The sequence below is a fragment of the Undibacterium sp. genome (assembly GCF_030683615.1).
Lineage (GTDB): Bacteria > Pseudomonadota > Gammaproteobacteria > Burkholderiales > Burkholderiaceae_D > Undibacterium > Undibacterium umbellatum.
Genome location: NZ_JAUXQE010000007.1, coordinates 78,043 through 96,775, shown reverse-complemented (window position 1 = coordinate 96,775; position 18,733 = coordinate 78,043). Strand labels below are relative to the sequence as shown.

Sequence of the window (18,733 nt, the reverse complement as noted above, 5' to 3'; positions counted from 1 at the left end):
TTCCTGCATGGATTGTTCTGAACTTCATTCTAGGAGTCGCAGATTTTTTTGAAAGCACGAACAAACAGGTTTTTCCCTCTCTGCTTGCATGATCAAACTTGTGCCGTGACGAATAAGATGCAAGGTATAGAAAACCCTTGTGCGCCTTGAGTGCAAAAGCCATGCGGCAGAGGAGAGGAAGATGGTTGGCAAACTGGATACATTTTTCAAGTTTCACGAGACGGCATTATCAGTCCGGGGGCAGCGTCAGCAATTGTTGGCATCGAATATAGTCAATGCAGACACGCCCAACTACAAGGCAAAGGATATCGACTTTTCCAGCGCCTTGAGTCATGCACTGGGGCAGAATCCAAACCAGTCTCCTACGGCTTTAAATAAAACTGCAGGCAAGCACATGGATACGCCAGGCAGCGTAGCTGGCGTGGCGGCGCAATACCGGCCAACTGTACAGGGTAGTGTAGATGGAAATACAGTGGATATGGACGTAGAGCGCAATCAGTTCACAGACAATGCCCTGCGTTATGAAGCCAGCCTGACCATGATCAATATGCAAATCAAGGGTCTGTTGGCAGCGATACAAGGATAATCAAGGACAATCATCATGTCACTCTTTAATGTCTTCAATGTTGCCGGATCAGGCATGAGCGCGCAGTCGCAACGTCTGAACGTGGTAACCAGCAATCTGGCCAATGCCGACAGTGTCACCAGTTCTGACGGCACACCTTACAAAGCCAAGCAGGTGGTTTTCAGTGCTGTGCCGGTCGCAGGCACGGCTTCTACAGCGGTCAAGGTAAATGAGGTTGTAGAAGATACTAATCCGCCTAAACTGATGTATGACCCAAAACACCCTATGGCAGATGAAAAAGGCTATGTCGCCATGCCAAATGTGAATGTGGTGGAAGAAATGGTGAATATGATTTCAGCATCACGTTCATATCAAAACAATGTGGAAGTCATGAATGCAGCAAAAACCATGCTGCTGAAAACCTTGACTTTAGGGCAATAAGATTTTTTGAAGGAATAGATCATGGCTACCAGTGGCGTACAAAGCAGCACCGTGGATCCAGCGTTGTTGTCGACGATGAACGGGGCAAAAGCTTCAGCGAATTCGACAGAGGAAGCAAAAAACACTTTCATGACTTTGCTGGTGACCCAGCTCAAGAACCAGGACCCGTTGAATCCCATGGACAATGCCCAGGTGACCAGTCAGTTGGCGCAATTGTCGACGGTGTCGGGTATCGATAAGTTGAACGCATCCGTGACAGCGCTGAGTACCAGTTTCCAGAATGGACAAAACTTGCAGGCCGCCAGCATGATAGGTCATGGGGTGATTGCACCAGGCAATTCCATGATAGTCACAGAAGGCAAGGGCATCTATGGAGTGGAATTGCCACAGTCGGCCAGTAACGTGGAAGTCGTGATCCGTGATAGCGCGGATGTTGTGGTCAGAAAAATGACTTTGGGTGCCTTGCCCCAAGGCGTGAATACGCTGACCTGGGATGGCAAGACCGACGCTGGTGCCACAGCTGCCAATGGTGCCTATAAATTCGAATTTGTCGCCAATGCAGCAGACAAAAAACTGGATCCGACCAGTCTGGCATTTGGCGTGGTATCGAGCATTAGCTCAGGCTCTCAAGGCCTGAAACTCAGCCTGCCGAATATTGGAGATATCAGTATGAGTGACGTAAGACAAATTTATTGATCCTTGGAGTCATCCTGTATCAAATCCTGTAGTAATGCGTAACAACGAATTAGCCTAAGTAAGGGAGAAATATCATGGGTTTTCAACAAGGACTGAGTGGACTTAACGCAGCTTCCAAATCCCTGGATGTGATTGGTAATAACATTGCCAATGCCAGCACCGTGGGTTTCAAGCAGGGGCAAACGCAATTTGCAGACGTTTATGCAAATTCGCTCAATGGCTCTTCTGGGGGGACTGTGGGTATTGGTACTAAAGTATCGGGCGTCGTCCAGCAATTCACGCAGGGGAATATTTCGACGACGAATAATCCACTCGATATCGCCATCAACGGCGGTGGTTTCTTTCGCATGTCGACCAACGGTGCCGTCACTTACTCACGGAATGGTCAGTTCCAGTTGGATAAACTGGGTAATATCGTCAATGCGCAAGGCGCGCAATTGACAGGGTATGTGGCAAATTCGGCTGGTGTCTTGTCCACTGGCGCTGCTGCTCCTATCAATATTAATACCTCAGATATTGCGCCAGCACAGTCAACATTGATTAATGCTGTCATGAATCTGGATTCGCGCAAGCTGGTGCCAGGGACCCAATTGCCAGTGACTATCCCCCCGGTGATTACGCCTATCGCATTTAGTATTACTGATCCGACTACGTATAACAGTTCAACGTCGATCGCTGTGTTTGACAGCCTGGGTAACTCACATGTGGTTCAATCATTTTTTGTCAAGCGTGATAACACTGCTCCTGCGCCGACTCCGCCAGTAACCATAGAATGGGATGTCTTCGCTACAGTGGATGGTGTCCTGATTGCAGGTGCTGGCGCTACTGCCAATTCCGTTACCCGTCTTGGTTTTGACAACCTGGGCAGGTTGAGTGCGGTAACACCACAATTCTCTGCGACAGATCCACGGGCAACTACCTTGACCGTGCCAGTCAGCACCGGTGCGATAACACCGATTAATACGACCCTGGATATTAAATACGATTTCACTGGTACTACGCAATTCGGTTCAGATTTCAGCGTCAGTAAAAATACCCAGGATGGCTATGCATCAGGTAAGTTGGCCAAGTTCAATACGGCCAAAGATGGCACTATCGTCGGCAGCTATACCAACGGCAAAACGGCGGTTCTGGCGCAAGTGGTGTTGGCTAATTTTACCAATCCAAATGGTTTGCAATCGACTGGTGATAATCAGTGGATAGAAACTGCTGCTTCCGGCAATGCCCTGGTTGGCCCTCCAAATTCAGGTGCTCTGGGTACCTTGACTTCATCTGCGACAGAAGATTCAAATACCGATTTGACGGGTGAGCTGGTGAATATGATTACCGCTCAGCGTGTTTATCAGGCCAATGCGCAAACCATCAAGACCCAGGATCAAGTATTGCAGACGCTGGTCAACCTGCGTTAATGATCGCCATTTTTATCTGCATTGATATGTGTGATATGTGTGTTTTTAACCCTAAGCAAACAGGAGTAGCTCATGGATAGACTGGTATATACCGCGATGACCGGTGCCAAGCATATCCTTGAGCAGCAGGCTACCGTTACGCATAATCTGGCGAATGTTACGACTACAGGTTTCAGGGCGCAACTGGATTCTTTTCGTGCAGTGCCAGTCAAGAGCGATGGCTTGCCAACCCGCGCCTTTGTCGTGGATGCCACGGTAGGGACAGACTTTTCTACTGGTGGCATGCAAATCACTGGTCGCGAGCTGGACGTGGCAGTGCAGGGCAAGGGCTGGCTGGCAGTTGAGATGCCGGATGGGTCTGAGTCTTTCACACGCCACGGCAGTTTGAAAATCAGCGAGAACGGTATTTTGCAAACCCAAAGTGGTTTGAACCTGGTCGGTGATGGTGGCCCCATCACGATACCGCCGGATATGGCAATTGCGATCGCCAAGGATGGCACGGTGTCCGCCATCCCCAGTGGCACCAAACCGAATGCGGTGCAAGTTATAGGCAGATTAAAGCTCGTCAATCCGCCTGAGGATAATCTGGTGCGCGGTGATGACGGCTTATTTAAGACCAAAGATGGTACCGCCGTGGATGCGGATCCCGCAGTAGGCGTGGCGGGCGGTATGCTGGAAAACAGCAATGTCAATGTCGTTGAGTCCATGGTCAATATGATTAATCTGGCGCGTAGCTTTGAAATGCAAATGAAGGTCTTGCAGAACGCCGAGAATAACGCCACTAAAGCAGGTCAGATCTTGACTTTGAGTTGAATGGCTTTGTAGCACAATAGCTTAGTAGCAGTGTTTGCCGTTGAGGTGAATGCCAAGCAAAACAAGGCAAAAAGGGGAGTGCGATGATACGTTCATTATGGATAGCCAAGACTGGCCTGGATGCGCAGCAAACGCAGATGGACGTCGTGACCAATAATCTGGCCAATGTCAGTACAAATGGATTTAAGCGCTCGCGCGCTGTGTTTGAAGATTTGCTGTATCAAAATATACGTCAGCCTGGTGCGCAAAGTTCGCAACAGACGCAACTGCCATCCGGTTTGCAATTGGGGGCGGGTGTACGTCCGGTGGCGACAGAAAAGATTTTCACCCAGGGTAATTTGCAACAGACGGGCAATAGCAAGGATGTGGCAATACAGGGGCAGGGTTTCTTTCAAGTTTTGATGCCAGATGGCACGACTGGCTATACCAGAGACGGTTCATTTCAGACCGATAGTCAGGGGCAATTAGTGACATCCAGCGGTTTTGTGATTCAACCTGCAATTACCATTCCTGCCAATGCACAATCGATCACGGTAGGACGGGATGGCACAGTCTCGGTGACACAGCCTGGTTCGGTAGCACCAGTCCAAGTTGGCTCCTTGCAGCTCGCGACTTTTATCAACCCTGCCGGTTTGATGGCATTGGGCGAAAACCTGTATGTTGAAACTGCCGCTTCTGGCAATCCCGGCACCAATACACCAGGTACTAATGGCGCAGGCCTGCTGGTACAAAGTTTTGTTGAAACATCCAATGTCAATGTTGCGGAAGAACTGGTGAATATGATACAGACCCAGCGCGCTTATGAAATCAATAGTAAGGCGATTACGACTTCAGACCAGATGTTGCAACGCCTGTCGCAACTCTAATGGCAAATTAATCCTTGGTCTTCAATTGTTGACACTTGGCTGATGAGTACATCATGAAATATTCAAACTTGTTCTTGCTGCTCCCTTTGTTGATGCTCACAGCATGTGCGGTGACCCCGCCAGCAATAGTGCATCAGCCGACTTCCATTCCGGCTCAATCGGCCAAACCACAGAGGCAGGCGAATGGGGCAATTTTCCAGCAGGCCAGTTATCGTCCTTTATATGAAGATGCCAAGGCACGCATGGTTGGTGACATATTGACGATTTCCATTGTTGAAAAAACTTCGGCAGGAAAAGCTGCTGCTGCCTCGAACAGCAAAACTGGTGCGGCTTCTTTTGCAGCACCGACGGTATTTGGCGTCCCGGCGACGACCACAGCGCAAGCTGCTCTGGCCACCTCCTCATCGACCAAGTACGATGAAAAAGGCGCACAAACTGCCAGTAATAATTTCACTGGCACGATTGCTGTGACGGTGATCGATGTCATGCCAAACGGTAATTTGCTCGTCAGCGGTGAGAAACAACTAGCCTTTGATAAAGGGGCAGAATTTGTACGCTTTTCTGGCGTCATTAATCCCACCACCATTGCTGCTGGCAATGTGGTCGCATCTACCCAGGTTGCTGATGCGCGCTTTGAATACCGTTCAACTTCACGACTTGATTCTACTGAGATGAGTTCCATGTTGTCGCGGTTTTTCCTTAGCTTTCTTCCTTTATAGTGAATGGTCAGGGTAGTTTTATGAACGCACTTTCCCCATCAAGAATGATCAAGGCTGCCATGCTGGTCACGGCGATATTGGCTGCCATGATCGCCCCGGAAAGTCGTGCAGAGCGCATCAAGGATCTGGCTGGTATACAGGGCGTGCGGCAAAATCAATTGCTGGGTTATGGCCTGGTAGTTGGTCTCGATGGCAGTGGTGACCAGACTACGCAAACCCCGTTTACCGTGCAAAGCATCATCAGCATGTTGCAGCAACTGGGGGTCGCCATTCCGGTAGGAACCAGCTTGCAATTAAAGAACGTGGCTGCAGTCATGGTAACAACTTCCTTGCCGGCATTTGCCCAGCCTGGACAGACTCTGGATATTACAGTGTCATCCATGGGTAATGCCAAGAGCTTGCGTGGCGGTACTTTATTGATGACACCATTAAAAGGTGCGGACAACCAGATTTATGCGATGGCACAGGGCAATGTGCTGGTGGGCGGGGTTGGTGCTGCGGCCAATGGCAGCAAAGCCCAGGTCAATCATTTAAGTGTGGGTAAAATTTCTTCCGGCGCTACCGTGGAGCGAGCTGTACCAAATTCAGTCGCGCAAGGGCCGACTATACAACTGGAATTGAATACCTCAGATTTCTCTACCGCCAGCAGGGTCGTCGATGCGATCAACCGTCGCTTTGGACCAGATACTGCTGCCGCCATGGATGGCCGCGTGATTCAAGTGAAAGCACCTGCTACTGCCGATCAGCGTGTCGCATTTTTGGGTAATCTGGAAAACATTGACGTGACCCCGGCGCAAACCGCGGCCAAAGTGATTTTGAATGCCAGAACCGGTTCCATCGTGATGAACCAGGCAGTGACGCTAGAAACGTGTGCGGTGGCACATGGCAACCTGTCTGTCGTGATCAATACCGATAACACCGTCAGCCAGCCAAATGCGCTGGCCGCTGGACAGACCGCGCCAACTGCCAATTCTACTGTCACCATTACCAAAGATGCGGGACAATTATTGATGCTGAAAGCGGGCGTGTCGCTAACCGACGTTGTGAAAGCACTCAATGCTATTGGAGCCACGCCGCAAGATTTGTTATCCATACTGCAAGCCATCAAGGCATCTGGTGCATTGCGCGCAGACCTGGAAATTATCTAAGGAATCGAGATGATAGGGCGCACCGATTTCACGGACAGAACGGCTTTCGACAGCAAAGGTCTTGATGAGCTCAAGCAGTCGGCGAGAAATAATTCGCCTGATGCAATTAAGGGTGCTGCCCAGCAGTTTGAAGCGCTGTTCATGAACATGATGTTGAAATCCATGCGTCAGGCGGGTGGTCAGGATGGTGTGTTCGATAGTGAACAAAGCCGCATGTATACTTCCATGCTGGATCAGCAGTTATCGCAAACCATGGCCAAGAAAGGCGTAGGCCTGGCAGATGTACTCGTCAGGCAACTCTCCAATAATGCCATGAACCAGGCACTGGAGGCCGACACTGGAGGCAGCCCTGGTAATCCTGCAAGTTCAGCCAGCGTCCGTGGGATCAACACTTATCTGGATAATTTGAAATTTGAACAAATGCCTGCCAGTGCACCCAAGACGGCATTCACCGGGCCAAATCATGTCCGTGAATTCCAGGAAAAACTGACTGCTCATGCTGAACAAGCCAGCCAGGAAACGGGTATTCCAGCCAAATTCATGCTGGGCCAGGCTGCCCTGGAAAGTGGCTGGGGGCGTCGCGAAATTAAAACCGCAGATGGTTCAAGTAGCCATAATATTTTTGGTATGAAGGCTACCAAGGGCTGGAAAGGCAAGACCGTTGATGCTGTTACAACAGAGTATGTGAATGGTGTTGCCCAGCGCAGAGTCGAAAAATTCAGGGCGTATGATACTTATGCAGATGCATTCAAGGACTATGCCAAATTGATCACCAAGAATCCACGTTATGAAAACGTGATTGCCAATTCCAAAGACGCTTCAAGTTTTGCTCAGGGCTTGCAAAAAGCCGGTTATGCGACCGATCCTGAGTATGCCAATAAGTTAACAAAAATCATCAAAAATTCCCTTTCAACATAAGTTTCCCCAGTGAAAGTGCAATCAGATTAAAGTTTTTCAGAAACGCACCGACAACATGATTGATAGCACTGGGTAGCTAACTTAGCAAAAGAGCAGGTTCAATTATGGGTTCAAATATATTTGGTGTAGGCAAATCGGCTCTGGCTGCGGCACAGTTGGGTATTGCCACGGCTGGGCATAATATTGCCAATGCATCAACCCCAGGATATAACCGCCAATCCATCATTCAGACCGCAAATGAGCCCCAAAACCTGGGCGGCTCATTTATAGGTCAGGGTGTTTCTGTTACCCAGATACAACGTCAATACAATTCCTTTTTGGGTAATCAGGTCAATGCATCGCAGTCTGCTAAAAACCAGGCCGATGTCTATTACAACCAGATCAGCCAGATCAATAATCTGGTAGCAGACCCGACAGCAGGCGTGACACCTGCATTGCAGGACTTTTTTAAAGCTTTCCAGAATCTGGCCGCCAGCCCGAATGGTACGGCCGGTGCCGCTGCACGTCAGGCTGCATTGTCGTCTGCGCAAGCACTGACAGGACGTCTGAATGGCTTGCAAACCCGGTTGGATCAAATTTCTGCTGACGTCAATGGGCAGATAGGAACAGTGGTTGGCTCTATCAATAGTTACGCATCGCAACTGGCAAATTTAAACGATGTTATTGAAAAAGCTCAGGGTATTTCCAGTAATAGCAGTGGTCCCAATGACTTGCTTGACCAGAGAGATCAACTTGTTACAGAATTAAGTAAGCTGACCAAGGTCAGTGTGGTGCCCCAAGGTGCCAAATACAATATATTCATAGGCAATGGTCAGCCACTGGTGTTGGGCAGTGATGTCACAAAATTGCAAGTCAGCCAGTCTTTGACTGATCCGGCACGCACTCAAGTTTCTTATGTGACGAACGGTACGTCGGTACTGTTGCCAGAAAGCAGTTTTGGTGGGGGTAAATTGGGTGGCTTGTTTGATTTCAGGGCAAGTACTCTGGATGTCGCGCAAAACGGAGTAGGCAGAATTGCCATCGGGCTTGCAACACAATTTAACGACCAGCAAAAGTTAGGTCTGGACTTGAATGGGCAAGTGGGAGGCAATTTCTTCAATATTGCTGGTCCGATATCGACGCCTAGTGCATTGAATACTTCAACAGCAGCAATCAGTGCCAGTATTACCGATACCACTGCCTTAACAACCAGTGATTATCGTCTGCAATTTATTGGTGGTAATTACAAGTTAACACGTCTGTCGGATGGCGTGTCGCAGACTACAGCAAGCCTGCCTTTGAAATTTGATGGTATTAATTTTCAGTTGGCACCGCCGCCAGCCGCTGCTGTTCCTGCTGCGGGGGATGAATTCCTGATCAGGCCGACTGCCGCTGGCGGTTCAAGTATCTCCGTCGCCATTCAAGACCCGGCCAAGCTGGCAGCAGCAGCACCACTGAATACCTCATTTCCAACAACCAATACGGGGACTGGCAAGATCAGTTCAGGGGTTGCCAATTCGCAGGTGGCTTCCGCCAGTAACTCAGCAACGGCAACCATAGGCCCCGCGACAGCGGATAATTCATTTATCGGTTCTACACTGGCGGCACCGGTGACGCTGACATTCGCCTCGCCTGCCAATACACTGACAGGTTTTCCTGCTGGTGCGACAGTGTCTGTGAAAGTTGGCGCGGTGACGACTAATTACCCCCCGCCAGCAACGGTACCTTACACCAGCGGCGCAACGATAAGCTTTAGCGGTATCAGCTTTGCTGTGACTGACGGTGCTGCTCCACCCTCCAATGGTGAAACGTTTACGTTGTCTGCCGCCTTGCCAGTTGCCGCTACCCGGCTGACTTATAACTCGGCAGGCAATACCTTGACTGGCTTTCCGGCTACCGCCAATGTGACGGTTACCAACGGCAACACATCGACAACGTATCCTGCAGGAACTGCCATACCTTATACTGCCGGTTCTACTATCAGTTATAACGGCATCAGTTTTTCCGTGTCAGGCAGTCCGGCCAATGGTGACGTATTTAATGTCGCCCCAAATACCAATGGTTCCGGCGATAACCGCAATGCCGTTATTCTGAGCAGTTTGCAAACACAAAATACCATCGGTGGCAAAACTACTACTTTCCAGGGTGGTTATGCCCAGTTCGTCAGTCTGGTCGGCAACAAGGCGCATGAGCTGGAAATTACGAGTGCTTCAGAAACCAAGTTGTTGGCGCAAAACGTCGCAGCCCAGCAATCAGAGTCGGGTGTGAACCTGGACGAAGAAGCAGCAGATTTATTACGTTACCAGCAGGCCTATCAAGCGGCAGGCAAGTTGATGCAAATAGCAAGTACATTGTTTGACTCCTTATTGGCGTTGGGCAGATAGAGGTAATCATGCGTATCAGTACAAGTACCATTTATCAATCCGCTGGCACCAGAATCAGTGACTTGCAAGCGAGTGTGAATAAAATTTCACAGCAAGTTTCCTCTGGTCGCCGTGTCTTGACACCAGCTGACGACCCGATTGCATCGGCACGGGCGCTGGTGATTTCCCAGTCGGACTCTTTGAATACTCAGTTCGCCACCAATCGTCAGGCTGCAAAAAATAATCTCAGTGCGTCAGAAAGTGTATTGGGTAATGTTACCGAGGCCTTGCACAATATTAAAACCTTGATCGTCAAGGCTGGTAATGGCACATATACAGATACCGAGCGCGGTTTTATTGCCCAGGAGCTGCAGGGTAATCTTGATCAGTTGTTTGGACATGCCAACGCTACTGACGGTACTGGCAATTATCTGTTTTCCGGATTTAATAGCACGACTGCGCCATATACAAAAAAAGCCGGTGGTGCCACTTACAATGGTGATCTTGGACAAAGGTTTATCCAGGCAGATTCTTCCAGGCAGATACCTTTGAGTGGTCCAGGTACTGAAATTTTTGAAAATATCCGTACTGCGCCAGGGCAATTCAATGTCCAGCCCAATCCTTCAAATGCCGGGCTGGCCGTGGCTGCTGCATCGATCAATGTGCCTACTTCAGCGAATTTGACTGGCAATAACTATGAAGTGGCCTTTGATAACCTGGGTACTTCTTTTACGGTAACGAATAAAACGACAGGGACGGTGGTTGTGCCGTTGACACCTTACGTCAGTGGCGCGCCGATCACTTTTGATGGCATAGACTTGAGTGTCACCAATGCCGTTGGGCCACCGGTAAGTGCTCCGGGTCCAGGTGATAAGTATACTGTGCAACCCGGCAACCAAAACATTTTTGAGACGGTAACAGACATCATCAATGCCTTGAATTTACCGGCAGGTAATGCTTCTGCCAAAAAGGAACTGACCGCGGCACTCAATCAGGGCAATAATAATGTCGACAAATCGCTCAATAATGTACTGACAGCACGTGCCAAGCTGGGAACGAGTCTCAAGGAAATAGAAGATCTTGATAGTGAAGGCGATGCCAAGAGTGTGGCCTTCAAGCAGGATTTGTCTGCCTTACTGGATCTTGATTATGCCAAAGCATTGACCGAACTCAGCCAGCAGCAAGTGACGTTGCAGGCAGCCCAGCAGTCCTTTGTCAAAACCTCGGAATTGTCTTTATTTAGTTATATACGCTGACAAATTTGGATCATCAAGTTTATAAACCAAAAGCAGCCTCAGCTGCTTTTGGTTTTTACATCAGCTTCATTTAAATTTTTTCCATGTCTTCTGCATCAAGAGCGATCACATGGGTTTGCATGATGCCACGCTCGTCATGCCATTCACGCATGACACAGGGCTGGCCTTCTTCATCCATGGCAATGACTTTAAAGAACTGACCTATCATCGACTCAATAAGTATGCGTTCATCTTCGGGGAAGCTTTTGATGAATCTCTTGTCGAGATTGACTACGCGGACGATGTCGCCAACGGCAACGGTTTGGTTTTTGCAATCAACTGCGGCTTGAGGTGCTGACATGGCGGCTTCCAGATAAATAATATGCGGATATTGTACTTGCTCTGTACCATTCTGCCGCATTTTCATCAAAGCTTCATGCCGTAACCAGGTGCAGACTGATACGGCCTATGCATGCTGCCCCATCTGCCGCCATGGGGGCGCATGCCAGCGGGCTGACTTGTAGCGTTTGCTCGTTTCAGTCATCACCACTACGCAAACTTTTCAGCAAGTCGGCAACGTCGAGCGTGATGTTCATGTCTGAGCCAAGTGCTTGGATTAGATATCGTCATATCTAGGGCGTGTTGACATATCTTTTAGTCAAGCGAATGGGTGAGAAACCTTGCCTGGCTAGGCGTGCGGAGCGCTGCTTGGCGAGCCAAGTGAGCGACGCACAACAACGTCAGGCGAGGTTTCTGGCCCATTCCCTCCGGGTTCCCGCCAGATCGCACGCTGGACTGCGTTGCGCGTCTTGTCAGGGGCACCAGCCCTGACTGCACCGCACGTCTTGCCAGCCCGCGATATGGCAGGAACGCTTTGTCTAAAAGATATGTCAACACGCCCTAATGTGTCGGAGAAATAAAAAAGGCTTGATTGTCATGAACAATCAAGCCTTTGCAGCCTTATTACTGGGTTACTCAGAAGTCTCCATCAATCAACCAGGCTTCTTTTCCCGTGCCACCCAATACAGGGTGAAGGCAATCAATATATACGGGATCATCGACAAGGCATTGGCATTGACACCTTCAAAGAATGGATTGTTTGCCATTGCCCATTCACCAACTTTTTTGTCGAAGTCAGTCAGGATACCGGCAGTGAATGCAATCACGATACCTGCCAGTGCGCCACCAGCAATATAACCGGAAGACAGCAATACGCCGGAACTGCGGTCACCCGCTGCCTGTTTCTCTTCTTCACTGAGATGCTTATTATGTTCCAGCTTGTTATTGCGACGATCTACCGCCCAACGTATCATGCCGCCGATAAACAGCGGGGCAGAGGAGGACAGTGGCAAATACACGCCAACGGCAAAAGCCAGTGATGGTATGCCTGCCATTTCCAGCACTAGCGCAATCATCACTCCAAACAAGACCAGAGTCCAGGGTAGCTGCTGGTCCAGGATGCCTTTGATGATGTAAGACATCAGCACAGCTTTTGGGGCGTCGTATTTCTTGACTTCAGTACCATCAGGGCGTTTGTTGTGGGCACCATTGATACCGGGGTCAACCAGATACACTGCCTTGCCGGCATTGTCGACAAAGTATTTGCCGGCAGGTCCACCGACATTGTCATTCTTGTGCCAGACTTTGTAAGTGCCTTTATCTGTCTCAGCCTGTGGCCCTTGTAATTGACCTGTGTCTGTCAGTTTCGAGGCATCCGTCTGCAGGGAAGGGGCTACTTGCGCTGCAGGTACATAGACTGTGCCGGAATCATTCAGTTTCAATAAGATAGGGCCAAGGATCAGGGCTGAAGACAAGGCACCTGCCAGAATCGCATATTGCTGCAAACGCGGCGTGGAGCCAACGATGTAGCCGGTTTTCAAATCCTGTGAAGTGGTACCGGCATTGCTGGACGCGATACAGACAATTGCGCCGACAGACAGGGCAGTGACATAGTATTGTCCACCAGTCCAGCCCATGATCAGGAAGATCAGGCAAGTAAACAGCAGAGTGGCTACCGTCATGCCAGAGATAGGGTTGGAAGAGGAGCCAATCTCACCCGTCAGCCGGGAAGAAACCGTAGCAAACAGGAAGCCAAATACCAGAATCAACAGCGCACCCAGGAAATTCATGTGCAGCGGTGTGGCAAAAGTAATGACGGCAATAATGGCCAGGGCGCCAATGACTACCCATTTCATCGGAATGTCCTGATCAGTACGCAGCGGTGCGGTGGCTGCCGCAGCACCTTTACCCAGGCCAGACAAGCCAGCCGACAGGCTGCGCCAGATAGTTGGCATGGCACGCATCAGGCTGATCAGACCACCAGCAGCAACTGCACCAGCGCCGATGTACAGGATATAGGCGCCACGTACATCATGGGAACTCATTTCACTGATGAGCTTGGTTCCAGGAGCCAGGGGCACGCTCAGTGCGTCACCAAAGAACTTGATCATCGGTATCAGCAAGAGATATGACATGACGCCACCGGCTGCCATAACGGCAGCAATGCGCGGGCCAATGATGTAGCCTACGCCCAGCAGTTCCGGGGATACTTCAGCGCCCAGCGAGCCACCTTTCAATGGTGCGCCGAATACGACTTCAGGTGTATCTTTCCAGCCTTTAAGGGCAACGTTGGCGATCTTGTACAAGAGACCAATGCCAAAGCCAGCAAAGATAATCGTTGCACGTTTGCTGGCGTCGTCTGCTGCATTCGGATTATTTTTTTCGCCAGCTGCTTCGCGGGAAGCATCGGTTGCTGCCGCTTTCAATACTTCGGCGCAAGCCGTGCCTTCTGGGTATTTCAGCTCATTGTGCTTTTCCACTATCATGGTTCTGCGCATGGGGATCATGAGTAAAATACCCAGCAAACCACCCAGGCAGCCAACCAGCATGACGCGCGAGATTTCCAGATCAAAACCCAGGATCAGGATGGCTGGCATCGTCACGCCCAAACCAAAAGCCAGGGATTCGCCAGCAGAACCGGCGGTCTGGGTGATACTGTTCTCCAGGATGGTCGCATCTTTTGCGCCGAACTTGTTTCCAAGCCGGAACAGGGTGATGGCGATGACTGCGACCGGTATCGAGGCGCTGACAGTCAAGCCTACCTTGAGTACCAGATACAATGAAGATGCACCGAAAACCATACCAAGTAATACACCCATGATCAGGGCTCTTGCGGTCATTTCGGGAAGGATGGCGGAGGCAGGGATATAGGGCTTGAACCCCGGCTTGGCAGCAGGCGTTGACATTTCTGTTGGCATTGGTCTACCTATTTGTTGTCAAAAAGGCTGAATAAGAGGGTGATCCATTTCAGCATGGCGAATAAACAATCCCCCTCTGGTCTCATGTGGGGGATCGATGAAAAAACATAAATATTCGCGCATTATCACGCTTTCTTTAGCCTGTTTGCAATGCCATCCTTAAACTTGTTGCATCTCCTCTTGTTTGCTCAGGCGCGGCAAGACGGTAATGCCACGAATAATGGGGTTTTTTGCAGCAAGTATCGCCAGCAACAAGGCGGCTATTCCAGCAAAACCCAGTGCATAGCGCAAACCCATATGCTCACCCAGCCAGCCTCCTATTAACGCGCCAGGCCCTGCCGGTATCAGTATCAGCCAGCGCATGGTGCTGGTCATGCGACCTAGCATAGCTTCTGGCGTGACTGCCTGGCGCAAGGCCAGGAAGTTAATGAAGATCAGTACGCCACCTATGGAGAAGCACATCAGCATGAAACCGAATGCTGCGATGCCCCAGTTATTGGCAGGTGCCAACGCCAGTAAGCCCCAGCCCAAGCCGCAGACCGCCACGCCCAGCACCATGCAGGGGCCAGGCCCGATGTCGCGGCTGATGCGATTGCCATACACGCTTGCGATAATGGTACCGAGACCCATGCCCATGTAACTCAGGCCAACAGCCTGTTCAGATAAGCCAAGTTCACGCGTCGCATACAGGATTTGCACGACCAATGCAGCGTTATAGCAAAGCTGCCAGCCACCAACCGTTAGCGCCAGTGCAATCAGCAAGGGTTTATTGGCGACAAAGGACAGTCCGGCCTTCAAGTCACGCCAAAAATGTGCGTCTGCACGTGGTTTTCTGACTTCGTTCACATGGATCCCGCGCAAGATCACTGCTGATGTCAGCAACAAGACAGCATCAGCCAGCAAGGCGATCGGTGCACCCAGCAGTTTGATCAATGCACCGGCAGTGGCAGGGCCTGCAACTTCAGCCCCCGAAGTTGCCAGGGCATTTTTTGCATGCGCTTCCACCAAACGATCACGTGGCACGATTTGTGTCAGGACAATTTGTGAGGCCGTACCTGCCGTGGTGTTAACGACACCTATCATGAAGCCCACGATGTATAACCAAGTCATGTTCAGATAACCCAGCCACCAGGCAACAGGCACACTGGCGACAGCAATGGAAATCAGGATTTCGCCAACGACATAGACCGGCAGCTTGCGTACCCGGTCCAGCCAGACGCCGGAAGGCAGCGATAGTAAGACAAAGGGCAAGACCTCCATGAATGTCAGCATGCCCATTTGGGTAGCACTGGCATGCAGCAAGATAGCTGCTGTCAGTGGAAGTGCCAGCATAGTGACCTGGGCGCCAAATGAACTGATCAGTATTGACGTCCACAAGCGCCTGTAGACAAGATCCCGTAATAAATCCCGTTCAGGGAGTGAAAATATGCCTAAAATTTTATTTTTCATGATGAGTAATACAATAATTTGCCCGTGTCTTTATGCTTGGCGAGATGAAAAGCAGGACACAGGTCTGGGCGTCTATGCGCAACCAGGATGGAGCAAAAAAAGCAAAGATGGATGATATGAAATGCTTGGTATGGCTGAACAAGCTGGGTCAGCGATTACTACCGTATCATCAGGGCATCTGGCGAATAGCGCAGATTAGTCGAACTAGTCGAACGATTCGAACTTAAACTAGGCTTGGGGCATGCGCAAAGCTTCGTCGCCAGTGCTGAAAAGCCTGGCTGCACCACGGTGTTACTAGTGACGCTGCAGTTTGCAAGTACATTTACCCAAGTCCTGAGGGTTGAAAGTGAATGAAAATTAACAAGCGCAACAGATTTTTATTGACGCCAGATATGAATAGATTGTATTGCTCTTCATAAGTTCCCGCTAGTGAAAAAATATGATGTTTGAAAAACCTGTAGTCATGATTGACTTTGAAACCTCCGGCATGTCACCAGATCAAGGAGGGCGTGTTACTGAAGTGGCAGCCTTGCGTATTGTTGGTGGTGAAATCGTCGACCGCTATGTCAGCCTCATCAATAGCAATGTGCGTATTCCTTACTTTATTACCGAATTGACAGGCATTACCCAGTCCATGGTGGACAAAGCACCACCAGTATCCGAGGTGTTACCTGAGTTGGTAGAGTTTATAGGCACTGATGCGCTGGCAGCGCACAACGCCAGTTTTGATGAAAAATTCTTATTGGCTGAGAGTGACAGGCTAGGCTTGTGGCCAGCCCATGATGGCGTGATTTGCTCCGTCAAATTGGCGCGCAGGGTTTTCCCTGGATTGAGCACCTATTCACTGGGACCGCTGGCTGCTTCCATGGGTATACGTTTCAAAGGTTCTGCTCATAGGGCCGAGGCAGATGCGGAAGTAGCATCTGCCTTGATGCTGCATATTGCCGGTGAACTGGGACAACGTTACGGTTATCCTGCGATTGATCCACGTTTGCTGCAGGACATCAACAAGCTGGCAGCGGTAAAAGTACCTGCATTTTTGAAAAAACATAGAGCGGCCGAGATTGCTGCTGATGCTGCCCCCGCACCCTTGATAAAAACCAAGGGTGTGCAACGCTTTCGCCACTACAAAGGCGGGATTTATGAACTGGTGTGTGAGGCAACGCAAGAATCTGACTTAAGCCCTGTGATTGTTTATCGCGCCCATGATGGTTCAATCTGGATCAGACCCAGGTCTGTCTTTTTTGAAATGCTGCAGATCAATGGCGCAGAAGTCATGCGTTTTTCACCCATCAAGGAATAAAAAAGGCGAGCACATTTCATCGTGCCCACCTTGCTTCTCGTTTTTTTGTTACGCAGGCTCCGCTTGCACAGCCGGATTTGTTGCTGCTGGCGTGGTCTTGGCAGGCCCATCAGTAATCAGTTTGCGCAAGACAGGGATCAGGATGATGAGTACAACACCAACCCCAACACTGCCCCATCCCAGCAAAGAGAAGATGTAGTTATAGGTTGGGTTGGTAGACGACGCCAGACCTTCAGTCGCCTCAGGTATCAAGCCTGAGAAATGACTGGCTAGAATAGAAGCCGTGCCTGTCACCAGCATCCAGGTACCCATCATCACGCCTTGGTACTGACGTGGTGCCAGTTTGCCTATCATCGCATAACCGATAGGCGAAATCAGCAGTTCGGCGATACTTTGCAGGATGTAACTGATGAAAATCCATTTGAAAGCCACCATACCATTGCCAGCGGCGCTGGCTATGCCGATAGGAAGGACAAGGAAGCCAAGGCCGATAATGACCAGAGCGGCAGAGAACTGGCGTGGAATATCGATATTCCAGCCCTTGGCACGCAGCCTGTCGAACAGCATTGCCATCAGCGGGCCGCCAAACATGATGACGAAGCTATTGATATTTTGTATCCATTGCGGCGCCACTTCATAACCCCAGACCATGCGGTCTACATTGTTGACGGCAAATAGCTGCAAACCCATGGGGGCCATTTGATAAAGCGTCCAGAATACCAGTGAACCCAATGTCAGCAAAACATAGGCTGTCATGTTATTGCGCTCGCGGCGCTCTTTATGAATGATGGTCAGAAAAATAAAGATGACGGCAATGGCAACGCTGACAATCATAACCAGATTTCCAGTCATCGCTGCACGATGCAGCATGAATTCAACCAACGGCACCAAGCCAATCATAACCGCCAGACCGACCAGAAAACGTTTGCGGAACTGGCTGGCCGTAACATCCAGTAGCGTCGTATTCAAGTCACACAACCTGCGCCAGTTGGCTACTGACAGCACGATAGCCATGAAGTTACCTATGGTGGCAAAGATGAACAGGCTGGCATAGTCTTCCTGCAACTGGTAATAACCGGCAGCGGTGAAGCCGATGAAAAAGCCCAGGTTCATGCCTGCATAATTCCACAGGAATGCGCTTTCACGGCGGTTATCTTCTGGTTTGAAGCGCTGCGTCAGCATCAGGTTCAGACAAGTGACGTTCAAGCCACTGCCAGTCAGGAAAAAGGCCAGTCCCCAGTACAGTGTTGCTGAAGTGCCGGCAGAAATAGTCGCGCAGCCTATCACTTGCAGGATCATGCCGCCGACAAACAGATTGCGGTTACTGATAAAACGACCTGCCAGATAGCCTCCAAACAAATGCAGACCATAATTGAAAGCGCCAAATACTCCCATAATGGCCGTGGCATCCTTGACAGTGAAACCCAGCTTCTTGGTTGCATACAGCACCAGCGTGGAATACAGGATGGCAAAGCCCAGGGTGGCGAAAATCTGTATGAAAAACAGTGCGCCTGCGCCTTCGGGGACGGCGGCCAATCTTTGCTTGATTGTGGACAAGGTGGGCTCCAGAGT

16 protein-coding genes are annotated in these 18,733 nt (G+C 50.1%); 12 read left to right on the top strand and 4 right to left on the bottom strand.

What is annotated here, in order from left to right; genetic code table 11:
* The first annotated feature begins 181 nt into the window (after nucleotides 1-181).
* The 11 genes from flgB to flgL all read left to right on the top strand — a co-directional run bounded on the left by flgB (nucleotide 182) and on the right by flgL (nucleotide 11,173).
* Nucleotides 182-586 carry a flagellar basal body rod protein FlgB gene (gene flgB, locus Q8K39_RS04520; RefSeq protein ID WP_186955458.1) on the top strand — a complete coding sequence of 135 codons (405 nt, stop codon included), beginning with the start codon at nucleotides 182-184 and terminating at the stop codon, nucleotides 584-586.
* 15 nt (nucleotides 587-601) lie between these two features.
* Nucleotides 602-1,006, top strand: coding sequence for a flagellar basal body rod protein FlgC (gene flgC / locus Q8K39_RS04515; RefSeq protein ID WP_186955457.1), 405 nt, complete (start codon nucleotides 602-604; stop codon nucleotides 1,004-1,006).
* Between the two features lie 21 nt (nucleotides 1,007-1,027).
* Nucleotides 1,028-1,702, top strand: coding sequence for a flagellar hook assembly protein FlgD (locus Q8K39_RS04510; RefSeq protein WP_305258464.1), 675 nt, complete (start codon nucleotides 1,028-1,030; stop codon nucleotides 1,700-1,702).
* Nucleotides 1,703-1,776: 74 nt separating this feature from the next.
* A complete protein-coding gene (gene flgE / locus Q8K39_RS04505) occupies nucleotides 1,777-3,111 on the top strand; it encodes a flagellar hook protein FlgE (RefSeq protein ID WP_305258463.1) in 1,335 nt (444 codons plus the stop codon).
* A 72-nt stretch (nucleotides 3,112-3,183) separates the two neighbouring features.
* Nucleotides 3,184-3,924, top strand: coding sequence for a flagellar basal-body rod protein FlgF (gene flgF / locus Q8K39_RS04500; protein WP_186955454.1), 741 nt, complete (start codon nucleotides 3,184-3,186; stop codon nucleotides 3,922-3,924).
* 83 nt (nucleotides 3,925-4,007) lie between these two features.
* Nucleotides 4,008-4,790, top strand: coding sequence for a flagellar basal-body rod protein FlgG (gene flgG, locus Q8K39_RS04495; protein WP_186955453.1), 783 nt, complete (start codon nucleotides 4,008-4,010; stop codon nucleotides 4,788-4,790).
* A gap of 53 nt (nucleotides 4,791-4,843) precedes the next feature.
* Nucleotides 4,844-5,509, top strand: coding sequence for a flagellar basal body L-ring protein FlgH (locus Q8K39_RS04490; RefSeq protein ID WP_186955452.1), 666 nt, complete (start codon nucleotides 4,844-4,846; stop codon nucleotides 5,507-5,509).
* Nucleotides 5,510-5,529: 20 nt separating this feature from the next.
* Complete coding sequence (locus tag Q8K39_RS04485) at nucleotides 5,530-6,657, top strand: flagellar basal body P-ring protein FlgI (RefSeq protein ID WP_370868562.1); 1,128 nt, start codon at nucleotides 5,530-5,532, stop codon at nucleotides 6,655-6,657.
* Nucleotides 6,658-6,666: 9 nt separating this feature from the next.
* Nucleotides 6,667-7,575, top strand: coding sequence for a flagellar assembly peptidoglycan hydrolase FlgJ (gene flgJ, locus Q8K39_RS04480; RefSeq protein WP_186955451.1), 909 nt, complete (start codon nucleotides 6,667-6,669; stop codon nucleotides 7,573-7,575).
* 104 nt (nucleotides 7,576-7,679) lie between these two features.
* Complete coding sequence (flgK, locus tag Q8K39_RS04475; protein ID WP_305258462.1) at nucleotides 7,680-9,938, top strand: flagellar hook-associated protein FlgK; 2,259 nt, start codon at nucleotides 7,680-7,682, stop codon at nucleotides 9,936-9,938.
* Between the two features lie 8 nt (nucleotides 9,939-9,946).
* Nucleotides 9,947-11,173 carry a flagellar hook-associated protein FlgL gene (gene flgL / locus Q8K39_RS04470; RefSeq protein WP_186955449.1) on the top strand — a complete coding sequence of 409 codons (1,227 nt, stop codon included), beginning with the start codon at nucleotides 9,947-9,949 and terminating at the stop codon, nucleotides 11,171-11,173.
* A gap of 70 nt (nucleotides 11,174-11,243) precedes the next feature.
* On the opposite strand, the gene Q8K39_RS04465 is transcribed toward flgL, so the two are convergent.
* From Q8K39_RS04465 to Q8K39_RS04455, 3 genes are all read right to left on the bottom strand, one after another.
* Nucleotides 11,244-11,579 carry a hypothetical protein gene (locus Q8K39_RS04465; protein WP_305258461.1) on the bottom strand — a complete coding sequence of 112 codons (336 nt, stop codon included), beginning with the start codon at nucleotides 11,577-11,579 and terminating at the stop codon, nucleotides 11,244-11,246.
* Between the two features lie 565 nt (nucleotides 11,580-12,144).
* Nucleotides 12,145-14,409: an OPT family oligopeptide transporter gene (locus Q8K39_RS04460; protein ID WP_305258460.1), complete on the bottom strand. Its 2,265-nt coding sequence runs from the start codon at nucleotides 14,407-14,409 to the stop codon at nucleotides 12,145-12,147.
* Between the two features lie 159 nt (nucleotides 14,410-14,568).
* Entirely contained in the window at nucleotides 14,569-15,858 is a 1,290-nt protein-coding gene (locus Q8K39_RS04455) for an MFS transporter (RefSeq protein ID WP_305258459.1), read from the bottom strand.
* Nucleotides 15,859-16,297: 439 nt separating this feature from the next.
* Here Q8K39_RS04455 and Q8K39_RS04450 point away from each other — a divergent pair, with 439 nt between their 5' ends.
* Entirely contained in the window at nucleotides 16,298-17,161 is an 864-nt protein-coding gene (locus tag Q8K39_RS04450; protein ID WP_370868561.1) for a DUF1653 domain-containing protein, read from the top strand.
* Between the two features lie 48 nt (nucleotides 17,162-17,209).
* On the opposite strand, the gene Q8K39_RS04440 is transcribed toward Q8K39_RS04450, so the two are convergent.
* On the bottom strand, nucleotides 17,210-18,718 hold the full coding sequence (locus tag Q8K39_RS04440) for a peptide MFS transporter (RefSeq protein ID WP_305258458.1): 1,509 nt from the start codon (nucleotides 18,716-18,718) through the stop codon (nucleotides 17,210-17,212).
* Nucleotides 18,719-18,733: the final 15 nt, after the last annotated feature.

Bases quoted from the DNA above. Each gene is read 5' to 3' on its own strand.
- flgB (WP_186955458.1), top strand. From the start codon at position 182: ATGGTTGGCAAACTGGATACATTTTTCAAGTTTCACGAGACGGCATTA.
- flgC (WP_186955457.1), top strand. From the start codon at position 602: ATGTCACTCTTTAATGTCTTCAATGTTGCCGGATCAGGCATGAGCGCG.
- Q8K39_RS04510 (WP_305258464.1), top strand. From the start codon at position 1,028: ATGGCTACCAGTGGCGTACAAAGCAGCACCGTGGATCCAGCGTTGTTG.
- flgE (WP_305258463.1), top strand. From the start codon at position 1,777: ATGGGTTTTCAACAAGGACTGAGTGGACTTAACGCAGCTTCCAAATCC.
- flgF (WP_186955454.1), top strand. From the start codon at position 3,184: ATGGATAGACTGGTATATACCGCGATGACCGGTGCCAAGCATATCCTT.
- flgG (WP_186955453.1), top strand. From the start codon at position 4,008: ATGATACGTTCATTATGGATAGCCAAGACTGGCCTGGATGCGCAGCAA.
- Q8K39_RS04490 (WP_186955452.1), top strand. From the start codon at position 4,844: ATGAAATATTCAAACTTGTTCTTGCTGCTCCCTTTGTTGATGCTCACA.
- Q8K39_RS04485 (WP_370868562.1), top strand. From the start codon at position 5,530: ATGAACGCACTTTCCCCATCAAGAATGATCAAGGCTGCCATGCTGGTC.
- flgJ (WP_186955451.1), top strand. From the start codon at position 6,667: ATGATAGGGCGCACCGATTTCACGGACAGAACGGCTTTCGACAGCAAA.
- flgK (WP_305258462.1), top strand. From the start codon at position 7,680: ATGGGTTCAAATATATTTGGTGTAGGCAAATCGGCTCTGGCTGCGGCA.
- flgL (WP_186955449.1), top strand. From the start codon at position 9,947: ATGCGTATCAGTACAAGTACCATTTATCAATCCGCTGGCACCAGAATC.
- Q8K39_RS04465 (WP_305258461.1), bottom strand. From the start codon at position 11,579: ATGAAAATGCGGCAGAATGGTACAGAGCAAGTACAATATCCGCATATT.
- Q8K39_RS04460 (WP_305258460.1), bottom strand. From the start codon at position 14,409: ATGCCAACAGAAATGTCAACGCCTGCTGCCAAGCCGGGGTTCAAGCCC.
- Q8K39_RS04455 (WP_305258459.1), bottom strand. From the start codon at position 15,858: ATGAAAAATAAAATTTTAGGCATATTTTCACTCCCTGAACGGGATTTA.
- Q8K39_RS04450 (WP_370868561.1), top strand. From the start codon at position 16,298: ATGATGTTTGAAAAACCTGTAGTCATGATTGACTTTGAAACCTCCGGC.